The sequence below is a fragment of the Nonomuraea fuscirosea genome (genome assembly GCF_003001935.1).
In the GTDB taxonomy this organism is placed as follows: Bacteria; Actinomycetota; Actinomycetes; order Streptosporangiales; family Streptosporangiaceae; genus Nonomuraea; species Nonomuraea fuscirosea.
Map to the genome: position 1 here is coordinate 66,531 of NZ_PVNG01000002.1, position 14,564 is coordinate 81,094.

The 14,564-nt window shown below is 70.7% G+C and carries 11 protein-coding genes; 3 read left to right on the forward strand and 8 right to left on the reverse strand.

Annotated elements, in window-relative coordinates; genetic code table 11:
• Positions 1 to 39 precede the first annotated feature (39 nt).
• Together B0I32_RS03885 and B0I32_RS03890 are read right to left on the reverse strand one after the other, a co-directional pair.
• Positions 40 to 975 carry an AAC(3) family N-acetyltransferase gene (locus tag B0I32_RS03885; RefSeq protein ID WP_106235010.1) on the reverse strand — a complete coding sequence of 312 codons (936 nt, stop codon included), beginning with the start codon at positions 973 to 975 and terminating at the stop codon, positions 40 to 42.
• Positions 976 to 986: 11 nt separating this feature from the next.
• The gene (locus B0I32_RS03890; protein WP_106235011.1) at positions 987 to 3,134 is read right to left on the reverse strand and encodes an FxsB family cyclophane-forming radical SAM/SPASM peptide maturase; all 2,148 of its coding nucleotides are present in this window, start codon (positions 3,132 to 3,134) and stop codon (positions 987 to 989) included.
• A 442-nt stretch (positions 3,135 to 3,576) separates the two neighbouring features.
• Between B0I32_RS03890 and B0I32_RS03895 the strand changes: the two genes are divergently transcribed.
• The 3 genes from B0I32_RS03895 to B0I32_RS03905 are packed head-to-tail and all read left to right on the forward strand — an operon-like array spanning position 3,577 to position 6,469.
• Positions 3,577 to 4,674 (forward strand): acyl-CoA dehydrogenase family protein, encoded by a 1,098-nt coding sequence (locus tag B0I32_RS03895; RefSeq protein ID WP_106235013.1) that lies wholly within the window; start codon positions 3,577 to 3,579, stop codon positions 4,672 to 4,674.
• Positions 4,671 to 5,642, forward strand: a complete 972-nt coding sequence (locus tag B0I32_RS03900; RefSeq protein WP_106235014.1) for an acyl-CoA dehydrogenase family protein — start codon at positions 4,671 to 4,673, stop codon at positions 5,640 to 5,642. Before B0I32_RS03895 ends, B0I32_RS03900 begins: the two co-directional genes overlap by 4 nt.
• A complete protein-coding gene (locus B0I32_RS03905; protein ID WP_106235016.1) occupies positions 5,639 to 6,469 on the forward strand; it encodes a TIGR03619 family F420-dependent LLM class oxidoreductase in 831 nt (276 codons plus the stop codon). Before B0I32_RS03900 ends, B0I32_RS03905 begins: the two co-directional genes overlap by 4 nt.
• A gap of 169 nt (positions 6,470 to 6,638) precedes the next feature.
• On the opposite strand, the gene B0I32_RS03910 is transcribed toward B0I32_RS03905, so the two are convergent.
• From B0I32_RS03910 to B0I32_RS03935, 6 genes are all read right to left on the reverse strand, one after another.
• On the reverse strand, positions 6,639 to 9,149 hold the full coding sequence (locus B0I32_RS03910) for a CHAP domain-containing protein (RefSeq protein ID WP_106235018.1): 2,511 nt from the start codon (positions 9,147 to 9,149) through the stop codon (positions 6,639 to 6,641).
• Between the two features lie 263 nt (positions 9,150 to 9,412).
• The gene (locus B0I32_RS03915) at positions 9,413 to 10,162 is read right to left on the reverse strand and encodes a glucose 1-dehydrogenase (RefSeq protein WP_106235020.1); all 750 of its coding nucleotides are present in this window, start codon (positions 10,160 to 10,162) and stop codon (positions 9,413 to 9,415) included.
• Positions 10,149 to 12,305: an acetate--CoA ligase family protein gene (locus tag B0I32_RS03920; RefSeq protein WP_106235022.1), complete on the reverse strand. Its 2,157-nt coding sequence runs from the start codon at positions 12,303 to 12,305 to the stop codon at positions 10,149 to 10,151. The genes B0I32_RS03915 and B0I32_RS03920 overlap by 14 nt, the downstream gene beginning before the upstream one ends.
• Positions 12,302 to 13,810: a class I adenylate-forming enzyme family protein gene (locus tag B0I32_RS03925; RefSeq protein ID WP_106235024.1), complete on the reverse strand. Its 1,509-nt coding sequence runs from the start codon at positions 13,808 to 13,810 to the stop codon at positions 12,302 to 12,304. Before B0I32_RS03925 ends, B0I32_RS03920 begins: the two co-directional genes overlap by 4 nt.
• Before the next feature lie 16 nt (positions 13,811 to 13,826).
• Positions 13,827 to 14,150: a VOC family protein gene (locus B0I32_RS03930; protein WP_245955563.1), complete on the reverse strand. Its 324-nt coding sequence runs from the start codon at positions 14,148 to 14,150 to the stop codon at positions 13,827 to 13,829.
• Positions 14,147 to 14,509, reverse strand: a complete 363-nt coding sequence (locus B0I32_RS03935; protein ID WP_106235027.1) for a Zn-ribbon domain-containing OB-fold protein — start codon at positions 14,507 to 14,509, stop codon at positions 14,147 to 14,149. Before B0I32_RS03935 ends, B0I32_RS03930 begins: the two co-directional genes overlap by 4 nt.
• Between the last annotated feature and the right edge of the window lie 55 nt (positions 14,510 to 14,564).

Here is a 14,564-nt window from a genome sequence, read left to right on the forward strand (position 1 = left end):
CGGGCCGTACGAATCGAGTTGCTCCCTAGGCGGTTGAGTCTAACCCTTCTCTATCCGTCGACGCTTCTCGCGAAACCATTGCTCCGCAAATTGGACGGCATCGGCCATGGGGAAGGCCCGGCTGTCCGCGTCACCCACCAGGCCCGAAACCACCTTTACGTCACGCACCATATCGGAGCCACACCTGGCGAAGTCCGAATCGTCAAGAAGCACGTCGCTGTACTGAAACCACGCAGCTTTTCCGGCGTCACTCACCTTGCATCGGTAGAGCATTGTCGGCGGTTGCTCCGTGTAGCTGTACTCGGCCAGGTGGAAGGCGGAGCACCGGTCGTAACCGACGCCGAGGAGCAGGACCATGGCCTTGCTCTCGACCATCTTCCCGAGGGGGGAGAGCATGCCCAGATGGTGATCCCGGGGATGATCCGCCATCAGCCGGCGGGCGTGGGCGCCCAGCGCGGCGAACGACGTCTGCGGATGGTCGCTGCGCACCGAACCGCGATGCGTACGCACCTCTTCGGAGAACCGGCCGCATTCGACGGACGGGGTAGTGCGAGCCTCGAACGCGGGCATGTCGTCGTGGTGACGATCGACCTCCTCGCCCGACAGGTCGCGGATCGCCTCCCGGTAGGCGTGGGAGGTGGTGGAGTTGCTGGACGTGAACGTGGGCACCACCACCGTGCCCTTGCGGGGATTGAGGGCGGTGAGGAGTGCGTCCACCAGTGTGGCCGGCCCCGATTCCATCCGGCCGATCGCTCTGAGCGAGGTGTGCACCAGGATCGTCTGCCCCTCCTCCAGCCCCAGTCCGCGAAGCTGGGCGATCAGAGAGGCAGTGGTATGGGATGGCGTGCGGCGGTTCGAGTCGGCGGTGGGCGGGCGCGGCCGAAGGAAAGATCGGGCCGCGGTAGGAAGGGCGAGCCTGAACCGGCGGTCTTCAGTTCGCGGCGTGAGCTCGCGCGGCAGCGGTTGGCCGGTCATGGTCGGCCCCGTCACCGTGTGGCCAGGCTGTCGCGCGCCGTCTCGACCAGCAGCTTCGCCAGGTCCGGCAGGCTGTGGGAGCTCAAGGTGTCGAGTGACGTGATCAGCTCGCCAGGGTCGGCGGGCTCGCCGTGCCAGCCGAGGGTCGCCAGCGCGCCGTAGATTTCGTAGAGCCGACTCTCCACGCCCGGATCATCGATGGTGACGTCGAACATGTCGAAGAGCGCGCCGAGTTGGGCGCCGTAGCAGCTTCGGGTCGCCGTCGCGGCGAGCGTGGCAGGGTCGGCGGGCGCGGAGACTCCCACCGCGCCGAAGGCCTGACGGCTGAAATGCGACGTGTCCCGCGCGCCCGACAGCGGCGTGATGACCCGCACTCCCGCCGTGAGCATGGAGGCCTGCCGCGGATGCGCCCGCAGCAGCTCTCCCATCAGCTCGAACGTCCACCGCCAGGAGCGGAACTCGTCCTGCCGCAACCGTTGCCGGGGTGTCGCGCCGAAGCAGTCACGGTACGGGTCCACGTCGTCGAACACGAGCTCGGTGTCCGGCATCGCGATCGAGCGCACCGGTTCCCACTCGGGTGCCTCGGTGTCGAGCCAGCGTCCGTCTTCCCGGCGTATCGCCAGGGACTTCTCGCCCGCGGTGACGACCGTGACCGGGCCGTCGGTCCTCACCCTCATCCTGCCCACGCCGGGAAGATGGACGAACCCATCACGGGCCGGAACGGCCATTTCGGCCGTGACACCGGCGAACAGGGCCACCGCCATCGCGACCGAGGCGAGGTAGGGCCGGTGGCGCTCGTCGTCGGCCGCCTGGCGCGCCCAGGTGCGGACGTAGGGATAGTCGAAGATCCGGTCGACGGCGACGCGGTGCTCCTGGTCCAGCCGGCTCAGCAGTTTCCATTCGGCGCTGCTCGTACGGTCCGCGCCGGCCTTGGACACCCGCATCCGGGTCAGACTCCGCTGGGCGGCGGACAGTTGGGACAGGTCGGCCGGATCGGCGGTCGCAGCGGCGAATCGTTTGAACGTCGCCTGCGTCAGCTCGTGGGTCGGTCGGGCGCTGTGCTGAATGTGGGGGATGAGGACGCGTAGATCGGAGCAGAACACGGAGGGATTGTCGAAGCCGTTGCCGGCGCGGTAGCGATGGGCGAAGAGGCCGCCGCCGCAACTTTCGACGATCGAGCAGCTCCGGCACGTGGCGCTCAGCGAGTGCAGTCCTTGCTGCCTGGCCTGTACCCCTTGATGCTCCGCGACGTCGTCAAGAGAGTGGCCGGCGGCGTCGAGGCCGGTCGCCGGAGCGCCGTCAAAGGCGATCTTGAGTGAATCGGCCTGCTCGTAGGAGCCGTCGGTCTCGATGGTGACGAGATCGCTCGGTGTCAGCCCCAGGGACTCGGTCCTGCTCGATCCACCGGCGGCCATGAGGGCGAGGGAGTCGAACATCCTGATCGAGAACGGCCGGTCGTCCGTCCGCCAAATATCATGGACGACGCGCAGCCAGTCGGCATATTCAGTTTCCTGCCCGGGGGTCCGCAATGGGGGATCGTCCCAGGTCGCATGCGGTAGGAGAAAGTCTATGCGGGGCGGATCGAGCTCTTTCAGAGCGTGATACACCGCCTGCGGATCGTTTCGAATGTCGATCGTGCAGAGGATTCCCGCATAGATTTCCGGATATGAGCGCCGCAGCAGATTGATCGCTCTGACCACCTTGTCGTGGCTGCTGCGCCCATTCAGATATTTCCGATGCCGGTCGTTCGCTGCTTTGTCGCCATCGAGCGAAACGCCGACCTTGATGCCATAGCGCCGAAAAATACGACAGAATGTATCAGTGAGGAGAACGCCATTCGTATGGATTCGCAGATCGAGATCGGTCACCTCGTCGAGTTGCCGACGCAATTCCGCGGCCATCCGCTCTATTCTGGACACACCGGCGAGCAAAGGCTCACCGCCGTGCAGAATCACGTGCAGACGTTCTATAGCATGCGTGCGCGCGTGCTCGGCGATGCGGCGCGCGACCTGGCCGATCGTCTCGTCAGACATCACCACCGGCTTTGACCGCCACGATTGGTCTGCGGCTTCAAAGACATAGCAATGGTCGCACGCCAGATCGCATCTGCTCGCGATCTTCAGTACGAATTGTCGGAACGGAACAATGGAGGCACTCATGCTAGAATTGGTTCAACTCATATGGAAGAGTTGAATGAGACCTCGAAGCGCTCTGCCTCCTCGGTGGGCTCAGCAAGATGGGCTAGCGTCATGGTGGTGCAGTCGATGACGTTCGACCGAAAGACAGAGTTGTCCATGGCTTGACCTATTCGCGGAGATGTGGATGTGTCAGTCTAGGTGAAGAGGCTGGCGCACGGAGTAACACCCTCTGATGATCAGGTGGGTGGGTGGTACTGTGCGCAGCGACACCTGCGCACAGCATAGTCCCCTACCCAGGGCGCCTTGTCACCGCATTCGGATAGAAACACGGTTGTGTCGAACCCTTGCCCGGGGCTCCATGGTTACAAGCTGGCTCTTTGTTCCAAAATGGGCATGAGTGTGCCTTTTTATGGCAAGCCAAGAGGCCTGGTCAGCTTACCAAGCATGCGCTAGGTTGGGATTTGTGGATCTCGACTTTTCGTTGGTTGAGCAGGGCTTTCGTGAGGAGGTTCGCGGATGGCTGCGGGAGCACGTGCCCGGGTCGCTGCCGTCCATGGACACCCCGGAAGGGTTCGAGGCGCATCGGGGGTGGGAGGCGCGGCTGGCTGAGGCACGGTTGGCTGTTGTGTCCTGGCCTGAGGAGTATGGCGGGCGGGGGGCTTCGCTGGTCGAGTGGCTGATTTTTGAGGAGGAGTACTGGGCTGCCGGTGCTCCCGCGCGTGTTACCCAGAATGGGATTTTTCTGCTGGCTCCCTCTCTGATGAGGTTCGGGACGCCTGAGCAGCGCGCGCGGTGGTTGCCCAGGATGGCCCGGGGGGACGATGTGTGGGCGCAGGCGTGGTCGGAGCCGGAGGCCGGGAGTGATCTGGCGGCGCTGACCTCGCGGGCCGAGCCGGTGCCGGGTGGTGGCTGGCGGTTGTACGGGCACAAGACGTGGAGTTCGCGCGCCGCCTTCGCCGGGTACGGCTTCGGGCTGTTTCGTACTTCCGGGACGCGGCACCGCGGGTTGACGTACTTCCTGTTTCCCATGGACGAGGTGGAGGTGCGGCCGATCGCGCAGCTCGACGGCCTGCCGGGCTTCGCCGAGTTGCGTTTCGACGGTGTGTGCGTTCCCGACTCGATGGTGCTGGGGGAGGTGGGTGACGGGTGGCGGATCGCGATGGCGACCACCTCGTCGGAGCGAGGTCTGACCCTGCGCAGCCCTGGCCGGTTTCTGGCCACCGCCGATCGGCTCGTCGCGCTGGCGCGTGACGCCGATCCCGTGCTGGTCGACCGGGCCGCCAGGTGCTGGGTGGAGGCGGAGGCGTACCGGCTGCACACGTTCGGGACGGTGCGGCGGATCATGGCGGGACAGGAGCTGGGGCCCGCGGCCAGCATGGGCAAGATCTTCTGGTCCGAGCTGGACCTGCGCATGCACGCGCTGGCCCTCGACCTGCTGGGGGACCGGGCCGAGGAGTGGCTGGACGGGTTCCTGTTCTCGCTGGCCGGGCCCATCTACGCGGGCACGAACGAGATCCAGCGCAACATCGTCGCCGAGCGGGTCCTGGGGCTGCCACGATGAACTTCGGATTCACCGATGAACAGCTCGCCCTGGGCGCGACCGTACGCGACGTGCTGCGCGCCCACTGCCCGCCCGCCGCGCTGCGCTCCGAGCGGCGGCCCGCCTGGGAGCAGCTCGCCGAGCTGGGGTTCTTCGGATTGATGCTGCCGCCCGAGGCCGACGGGCTGGGCCTCGGGCTGGCCGACGTGCTGCCCGCGCTGGAAGAGACCGGGCGGGCCTGCCTGCCGGGGCCGTTCGCCGACACGGCGGTGGTGGCCGGGCCGCTGCTGGCCGGCTTTCCCGGGCTGGCCTCGGGTGAGGTTCGGGTGGCGGTGCTAGCTCCTGGGCAGGCTTACGTCGCCGATGCCGACCTGGCCGATCTGCTGGTGCTGGCCGGGCCGCAGGGGTTGCGGCTGGTACGGGGGAAGTCGGCCCGGTTGGTACGCAGGGACGGCGTGGATCCGGGCCGGCCGTTGTTCGGGGTGGAGGCGGAGGAGTCCGAGGCGCTGGACGGCTCGGCCGAGCACCTCTTGGCCCGGGGCGCGGTGGCGACGGCGGCGCAGCTGGTCGGGGTCGCGAGGCAGTTGCTTGATGTGAGTGTCCGGCATGCTCGTGTGCGTACGCAGTTCGGGGCGGCGATCGGGTCGTTTCAGGCGGTGAAGCATCAGCTGGCCGATGTGGCCGTGGCGGTGGAGTTCGCGGCGCCGTTGGTGTGGCGGGCGGGCCTGTCTCTGGACAAAGGTGGGGGTGTGCCGGCTTCGGGGCGGGATGCGAGTGCGGCCAAGGCCGCTGCGGGCGAGGCGGCCACGCTGGCGGCGCGGGTGGCGCTGCAGGTGCATGGTGCGATCGGGTATACGGAGGAGCTGGATCTGCGGTTCTGGCTCGCTCGTGCCTGGTCCCTGTCGGCCGCGTACGGGACCACCGCCTTTCACCGCGAACGTCTGCGTACCGCGATCACCGGCGGCGAGCACCCCCGGAGGTATCCGTGAAGTTCGGCGTCCCGCTCGGACTGCTGCACCCCGCCGCCTGGAAGGACGTGGCGGTGGCGGCCGACGAGCTGGGGTTCGAGTCGGTGTGGCTGCCCGAGCACCTCGTCTTCGCCACCGACCTGTCCATGGCCGTCTACCCGGGCACGTCCGATCCGGGGATCAAACCGCAGACGCCGCTGTTCGACGCGCCCGCGTACCTGTGCTGGCTGGCCGCCCACACCACCCGTGTCCGGCTCGGCACGGCGGTGCAGCTGCTCGCGCTGCGGCATCCGTTCGTGTCGGCCCGCGCGTTCGCCACCCTGGACGTGCTCTCCTCCGGCCGGGCCATCTGCGGGGTCGGGGCCGGCTGGTACCGGGGGGAGTGGGACGCGGCCGGAGTGCCGTTCGGCACCAGGGGAGCGCGGCTGGACGAGGCGATCGAGGTGGTCAGGCGGCTCTGGAGCGAGCCCGTCGTGGCCCACAGCGGGCGGTTCTACTCCTTCGGCGAGGTCGCCTTCGAGCCGAAGCCGGTGCAGGCGCGGCTGCCGGTGCTCGCGGGCGGCGAGTCGCCCGCCGCGCTGCGCCGGGCCGCGCGGCTGTGCGACGGGTGGATCAGCATGCCGCACACGCTGGAGTCGATCAGGCCGCAGATCGAGCGGCTGGGGGCCGGGGTGCCGGTGACGGCGCACGCGTACGCGCTGGCCGGGCCGGACGAGGTGGACGGCTGGGCGGCGCTCGGGGTGGAGCGGCTGATCGTACGGCCGTGGACGCGCAGCAGGGACGCGGTGTCCCGGTTGTCCGCCTTCGCCGCCGAGTACGGCGTGGGGGAGGGAGACGGAGGCGTCTGATCGGGTCGTGGGCGAGCCTGTCGCGGCGGGTCTTCGCTTCTGCTGCCTCGCAGGGCCCGCGCTCGTCTCCGGGGGTGGGTGATGGACGGGGTCGTCGAGACCGCTCGGAGGGTTGCTGAGGCTGCTCAGGTGTTCGGAGGGTGCGCTCCGCCCGGGATCGCACGGCTGATCAGGCGCGGTGGCGGCCTCCGCTGGTCAGTTGGCGGTCGTCGTCGAGGGGGCGGCGGCGGCCTCTCGGCGGCGCGTCGGCGGGACGGTGGTGGTCCGCCGAGCGGCGGTGGCGGCGGCCTCTGGGCGGGAGGTCGGGGGAGAAGGCGAGCGGCTCGTCGGCGGCGTGGCGTCGCCGCCGACCACGGTACGTCGCGCCGGGCACGTCGGGGGAGTCACTGCCGCGCCTGCCGGCGGGCGGAGAGAAGGCGTCCCTGTGCCTGGTGGCGGGCGGAGTGAAGGCGTCGGGAGTCCGGCCTCGCCTGGTGGTGGGTGGGGTGAACATGTCGCCGCCGCCTCTGCCCGTCGGCGGGGCGAAGGCGTCGAACGCGCTGGTCGCGCCGGGGATGACGACGCGTTCGAACGAGCCGGTGTCGACCACGCGCTGCAGCGGGCCCGTGTCGAGGACGACCTCCAGCGGGCCCGTGTCGTCGGTGAAGGTGTAGCGGTCGCGATCGAAGTCCGGCTCGTACGGGTCGGCGTCGAAGGCCGGCGTGTACGGGGACGGGCCGGTGCCGTGGTGCTGGGAGCCGTGGCGGTGGGAGCCCGTACCGGAGGAGTGGTGGTGGGCGGCGTGGCGGTGGGAGCCGGAGGCGTGATGGGAGGCGGACGGGTGGTGGGAGGCCGCATCCGTGGACAGGTCGAACGGCCTGGTCTCCATGGGGAACTTCCGGTGCCTGGCACCCCGTGCGGCGGCGCCCCGGCCGGTGGCTCGGACGACGGCACTGGAGTCGGCCATGCCGGACTCGACGGTGTGGCGGTGGAAGGCGTCGTTCCGGGAGCCGGCCCGGTGGGTGGTGGGCCGGCCGGTGCCGTCCTGGAAGGCGGAGCCGAGGGTGCCGTCGTGGTGGGCCGCGAAGATGTCGCCGGCGGTGGGCCGGCGGGTGCCGTCCTGGTAGGCGGCGAAGACGTCCGAGGCCGTGGGTTGGAGGGTGTCGTCCTGGAAGGCGGCGAAGAGGTCGGAGGCGGCGGGCTGGAAGGTGGCGCCCCGGTAAGCGGCGAAGACGTCCGAAGCGGTGGGTTGGAGGGTGTCGTCCTGGAAGGCGGCGAAGACGTCCGAGGCGGTGGGTTGGAGGGTGTCGTCCTGGAAGGCGGCGAAGACGTCCGAGGCGGTGGGCTGGAGGGCGTCCGAGGCCTTCAGCGAGGCGAGCGCTGCCGACGTGGCGAGGCGGTCGGCGCTCTCCTGGAGTTCCGCCGCGGCCAGGCTCTCCGCCGTCTCCACGCGCCGCGTCGCGGTCACCGGCAGGAACGTCGTCCTGCGCCGACGACGGCGGCCCTTCACGCGGGACGGGCGCACCGACTTGTCCGAGTCGATGGCGGCCTTCGCGGTGGCCGGAGCGGTCCCAGCGGCGGTGCCGGCGGCGGTGCCGGAAGCGGTGGCGGTGGCGGCGCTGAGGCGCAGGCGGCGGGTCTTGGCCACGGCCAGCAGCGCCAGCGCGGCCACCAGCGCCGAGCCGATCAGCGTCGGGGAGTCGATGGCGGGCAGCGGCCCGGTGGCCGAGGCGTCGGTGTGCGAGGGGAGCGGGTCCGAGGTCGCCGCCTCCGTGTCCGCCGTGGTGGGTTTGGCGTGCTTGCCCTTCTTGACCGTCGTGGGGGACGGAGCCGCCCCGCTCTGCGGGCTCTTCTTCGCGGCGGCCGAGTCGGAGACGGCGCCGGACGTGGCATCGGCAGAGGAAGGGGAGGCGGAGCCGGGCGAGGCGTCGGCGGAGGGCGAGTCGCCCGTCTTGTGCGTGGGCGCGGGCGAGGCCGCGTCGGAGTTCGGGGTGGCGGGCTGAACGCGGCCCTGGGCCTCCGCCGGTGTCTGGCCCTCGGTCTGGCCCTTGGCCTGCGCCTCGTCCCCGGTGGGAGTCTGGGACTGGAGGCGGTCGAGCGGGATCCGTCCGGCGTGGGCCGCGTCGGAACGAGGGATCATGGCGCTCAGCTCGTCCGGGGGCAGCGTGCCGGCCTCCTCGCCCGGTTCCGACGCCTGCTGCTCGGCCTTCTTCCGCTTCGCCTCGGCCCGGTCGAGGCGGGCCTTGATGCGCTGCGGGTAGCCGTACCCGACCACCTTGCTCGTGTCGCGTTCTTTGCGCTTGGCGACGCCGCCGTCGATGTTGCCCTCGATGGTCGAGATGCGGTCGCCCCTGACCTTCGTCACCACGCCGACGTGGTCGATGTGGTCGATGCTTCTGCTGCCGCTCCAGTCGTAGAAGACGAACGCCCCGACCTGGGGCTTCTTGCCCCACGCGCCCTGCTCCTTGAACCACTCCGCGTGCGCCACCGTCCAGGCGAACTGTCCCATCCAGTCCTCGTAGCCGAGCTTGTGCGCGGCCCAGGAGAGGTACATGTCGCACCACGGCGCTGAGGTGTAGTCGGCGTCGAACTCGACGTTCTTGCCGTACCAGTGGCCGAACTTGGTGTAAGAGCCCGACTTCTCGGAGTATCCGAGCTGACTTTCGAGCAGTTCGATGTACTTCTGGATCTCTGGCGTCATGGAAGTGTGGGGAAACCTTCCGGGCAAGTCCGGCTTCGGCCATGCAGCGCTGGGTAGGGGGAGGGCCCAGTGACTGGTGTGACGAAACCGGAGACCTGTCGTCTTCCGTGCTGTGTGAGGTTATCGCTTGGTAACCCCAGGTCAAGCACGTTCCAAGAGAGACCCATGTCTCTCCCATGGTGGTAACCGCAGGTCAGCGATGCTGCCAGAATTGTCCTCGCCTAAGTGGTTTAACCGTTAAAGATCTACCTTGTGGTGAGATCTTAGTATCCTGCGCCCGTCAGCAGGCCTCCGTCCACCGTGACCTCGGTGCCCGTGCAGTAGCTGGCCTTGTCGGAGGCCAGGAACGCCACCACGTGCGACACCTCCACGGGCTTGGCGAAGCGCTTGATCACCATCGACTTGAGGAACGCCTCGGCGTCAACCTCGCCCATGATGTCCGGGTCCAGGGCCATCGGGGTGTTGATCGCGCCGGGATGCACCGAGTTCACCCGGATCTTGAACCTGGCCAGCTCCCGCGCCGCCGACTTGGTCACGCCGCGGATGCCGAACTTCGACGCCGAGTACGCCGACAGCCCCTCGGCCCCGACGTACCCCTCGATCGAGGAGACGTTCACGATGGAGCCGCGCCCGGCCGCCTTCATGGGCTCGATGGCGGACTTGACGCCCAGCCAGGTGCCCTTGAGGTTGACGCCGATCACCCGGTCGAAGTCCTCGGGCGACATGTCGGCGATACGCCGAAATTTCAGGATCCCGGCGTTGTTGACCAGCACGTCGAGACGGCCGTACACCTCCACCGCCGTCCCCACCGCCCGCTCCCACTCCGCGCCGCTCGTCACGTCGTGCCGCACGTACGTGGCCCCCGTCTCCTCCGCCAGCGCCTTGCCCTCCTCCTCCAGCACGTCCCCGAACACCACGCGCGCCCCCTCCTCCAGGAACAGCCGCACGTGCGCCGCCCCCATGCCGCGCGCCCCGCCGGTGATCAGCGCCACCTTGCCGTCAAGCAACCCCATGACATCCTCCTGCCGCGACGGCCACGGCGGCCGCCTCCATGGTGCGGTAGACGGGGATCCCCGCCGCCGCCGCGATCCGCCCGACCTCGTCCTCGACGCCCGCGGGCGCGCAGTCGCCGTTCCTGGTGACCAGGCTGATCCTGGTGCCGGGCCGGCCGGCCTGGGCCGCGGCCAGAGCCCGCGTGTAGGCGTACAGGGGCTCGCCCGGATCTCCGTGCGCCCTCGCGTACGCGAAGAAGGCCTGGACGTTCACGTGCGCCACCACGTCCGCGTACGGGACCCCGAGCGCGTCGAGCACGTCGGCCACCAGCCCGGCCCGGCCCATCGGCCCCACGGGGATCTCCAGCGGGTTGCCGGTCGCCACCACGCCGAGCTCGCGCAGCGCGTCCAGGCGGTCGTCCGGCAGCGGGCCGAGCCGGACCCCGGCCCGGTCGAACGCGTCCGCGGCCAGCACGCTCGCGCCGCCGCTCGGCCCCACCACCAGCACGCCGTCCCCGTGCGCCGGGCGGGTGCCGTGGGCCTGGAAGTAGGCGAGCACGCCGATCAGGTCGTCCTGGCTCGTCACCAGCGCGGCCCCCGACTGCCCGGCCACCGCCTCCCAGATCCGCAGGTCGCTCACCAGCCCGCCCGTGTGCGAGGCCGCCGCCCGCCGCCCCTGTCCGCTGCGCCCGCCGACCAGCAGCACCACGGGCACGGGTGCGTCGCGCAGGGCCGCGTACAGCTCGCGTCCGTTCCTCGGGTCCTCCAGGTACAGGCCGACGGCCCGCGTCTCGGGGTCGCGGGCGAGCCAGCGCAGCAGCTCGGCGGGGGTGACGTCGGCCGCGTTCCCGACGGTGGCGACCCGGCTGAACGCCAGCCCGCGCCGCTCGCCGACCTTGATCACCTCGCCGGCCAGCCCGCCGCTCTGCGAGATCAGCGCCACCGTTCCGGCCGGTCCCAGGCCGCCGCCGACGAACGTCTGCCGGCCGCGCGGGCAGTAGACGCCCATGCAGTTCGGCCCGAGCAGGCGCGTGCCCGCCTCCCGTGCCGCCGCGACCAGCTCGGCCTCCAGCTCCGGCCTTCCCGCCTCGCCGAAGCCGCCGCTCATCACCTGGACGAACGGCACTCCGCGCGCCTGCCGCACCACCTCGGCACAACGCTCGGCGGGTACGGCGACCAGCGCGTAGTCCACCTCGGCCGCGGCCAGGGAGGGCACGGCCGGCACCCCGCTCACCTCGTCCGCCGTGGGATGCACGGCCACCAGCGGCACGCCGGCGGCCCGGTAGAAGCCGAGGAACATGTTCCCGAAGTTCGGCCGCGACGTGGACGCGCCGACCACGGCGACCGCGCCGGGCTCGAACAGCGGCAGGAAGTCGATGACCGGCTCGTCCGCCGGGCCGGGGGAGTCGCCTGCCGCGTACGCAGGGGAGTCGCGTATGGGGTGTTCCGGGTCCGGAACGTACCTGGCGTCGACCGCGATCACGCCCGACGGGCCGGCGATGACCGGGTTCAGCTCGAATTCGCCCAGCTCCAGCCGTTCCCACAGCCCGCCCGGCCCGCCGACCGTCATGAGCAGCTTGACCACCGCGTCCACGTCCACGGGCGGGCCGCCGCGCCAGCCGCGCAGCAGGTCGGCCCCGCGCAGCGAGGCCAGCATGCGCCGCGCGTCCTCTTCCGCGATCGGGCAGAGCCGTAGCGCCGTGTCGCGTAGCGCCTCCGTCCACACCCCGCCCAGGCCGGCGAGCAGCACCGGGCCGAACGCGGGATCCCGTACCAGCCCGACGATCAGCTCGACCCCGGGCTCGGCCTGCTCCTCCACCAGGAAGCCGGCCGGCCGCAGCCGGGCCGCCAGCTCGGCCGCGGCCGGCCCGAGCTCGTCGAACCGCAGGCCCAGCCGGACCGCGCCGGCCTCCGACTTGTGCAGCAGCCCAGGCCCGAACGCCTTCAGCACCAGCGGCTCGGCCAGCCCGGCCGCCGCCGCGAAGCCGACACCGAAGTCGGCAGCGAAGCCCACAGGGGAGCCCGCAGGGGAGCCCGCAGGGGGGCCCACGTCGGCGTCGGCGCCGGACCTGACGGCGGGGCTGAGGGAGACCACGACGCCGCGCGGCACCGGCACCCCCGCCGCGCCGATCAGCGCCTTGACCTCGTGCTCGTACCCGCTCACCCGTGCAGCTCGCGGATCTTCCTGCGCAGCAGCTTGCCCGGCCCGCCCGAGGCGTCCTGGGAGTGCGGCAGCTCGTCGGCGACCACGATGTGATCGGGCCGCTGGTGCTCGGGCAGCCTGTCGGCCAGGGCCAGCGCCAGCTTGGACGGGTCCAGGGTGTGCCCGGCGCGCGGTACGACGGCCAGCAGCACCCGCTGCTCCTGCGCCCCCTCGGGCACCCCGACCGCCCCGGCCTCGGCCACCCCGTCCAGCGCCGAGGCGGCCTCCTCGATCGCGGCCGGCTGGGTCCAGACGCCGCCCTTGAGTATGGCGTCCTCCTTGCGGCCGAGCACGCGCAGGACGCCGTCCGCAGAGACGGAGCCGAGGTCGCCGCCCACGTACCACTCGCCGCGCAGCACCTCCGCCGTCCGGTCGGGCAGGCCGTCGTAGCCGGCCATCCGGTGCGGCCCGGCCAGGTTGATCTCGCCGACCTCGTCGATCACCCGGTTGCCCCGGTGGTCGGTGACGCGCACCGCGTTGCCCGTACGGGCCCGTCCCGAGGAGCCGAGCGGCGTCGAGCCGTCGTCCACCCGGCCCATGCACGTGTACGGCGCCTCGGTCTGCCCGTAGTAGGAGTACACCCCGGCCCCGGGCAGCCGGTCCTTGATCCGGTCCAGCATGGTCGCGGTCAGCGGCTCGCCGCCCAGCATGATCACCTGGATCGAGGACAGGTCCACGTCCTCGTGCTCGGGCGAGGCCAGCAGCGCCGAGTAGAAGGAGGGGATCTGCGACACGTGCGTGACCCGTTCGCGCGGGACGACCCGCAGGAAGTTCGCCGGCCCCCAGTCCTGCTCCAGCACCAGCCGCATCCCCGCGTACAGCGCGGGCCCCACGATGGCGGGGAAGCCGATGCCCCAGATGATCGCGCCCGTCCCGAACACCGAGTCGGGGCCGCGCGGCACGTCGAGCCAGATCTGCGCCGTGGCCAGCGACGACGCGTGCGTGTGCACGACCGCCTTGGGCAGCCCGGTCGTGCCCGAGGTGTAGTAGAGCGCGAGCGGGTCGTCGCCGAACCCGGCCAGCGGCGGCTCCTCGTCCGAGCCGTCGGCCAGCTCCCGTACGTCGATCCAGGTGGTCACGTCCGGCAGCGACGGCCTGATCCGGGCCACGACCGACTCCACGGTGGCGTCGTACACGAAGGCCGTGCACCCCGACGCCGCCACCACGTCACGCAGCGTCTGCTCCGGCCAGAACGGGTTCAGCGCCGCCGTGACGGCGCCGATCTTGGCGTGCGCCAGGTAGCTCTCGGCCACCCGCAGCGTCTCGTTGAGCAGCGCCGCGACCCGCGTGCCCGGCGTGATCCCGGCGGCGAGCAGGGCGTTGGCGCGGCGGTTGACGTCACGGTTGAGCTCGTCGTAGGTGAAGCGCCGCTCGCCGCAGTACGTCAGCGCCACCCGGTCGGGCGTGCGCATCGCTCCGGCGGTCAGGATCGCGTGGCCGTAGTTGCCGTAGGGTGATCGCGCCATGGGGGGAGCCTCCACATCAGAGGGGCGAATAAAGCACGAAGACGTTGCCCGAGGGATCGCGCAGCACGGCCCGCGTCTCGTGCGGCCCCGCCTCGGGAGCCCGCACCACCTCGGCTCCGCGCGCCGCCATCTCCTTCACGGTCGCGGCGACGTCGTCCACCTTGTACGACGGCGCCGCCGAAGCGGTCACGTGCTCCTGGGGCCCGGCCAGTGCCACGGTCACCCCGCCGCCGTCGAGCGCGGCGAACCGGTCGCCGTCGCGGAACTTCACCGGCAGCCCGTAGAAGGCGATCGCCTCGTCCAGGTCGGTCACGGGGATCAGGACGTTGCCGAGCTTCACGCTGGCCTCCAATGGGGCAGGTCGTCGAGGAACGTCACGCGTACCGGAAGCCCGACGCGCACCCGCTCGGGCGGGCACTCCACCACGTGGCCGAACGCCCGCACCCCTTCCGGCAGGTCCACCCAGGCCATGACGTACGGTTCGCGGCCCTGGTAGCCGGGGGCGAACGAGCGGTGCACGACGGTGTAGGTGTGCACCACGCCGTCGCCCGAGGCCGGCTCGAACACCAGGCTGTCACCGCCGCACCAGGGGCAGGCGGGCTCGGGGAGGTGGATGCGGCGGTCGCAGGCCGTACAGCGCTGGATGACCAGCTCGCCGCGCACGCAGGCGGCCCAGTAGGCAGAGGTGTCACCGCTCATCGTGCTAGCCAAGCTAGCGCACGCTTGGTTGGCCGACAAGACCCGCCCGAAGCGG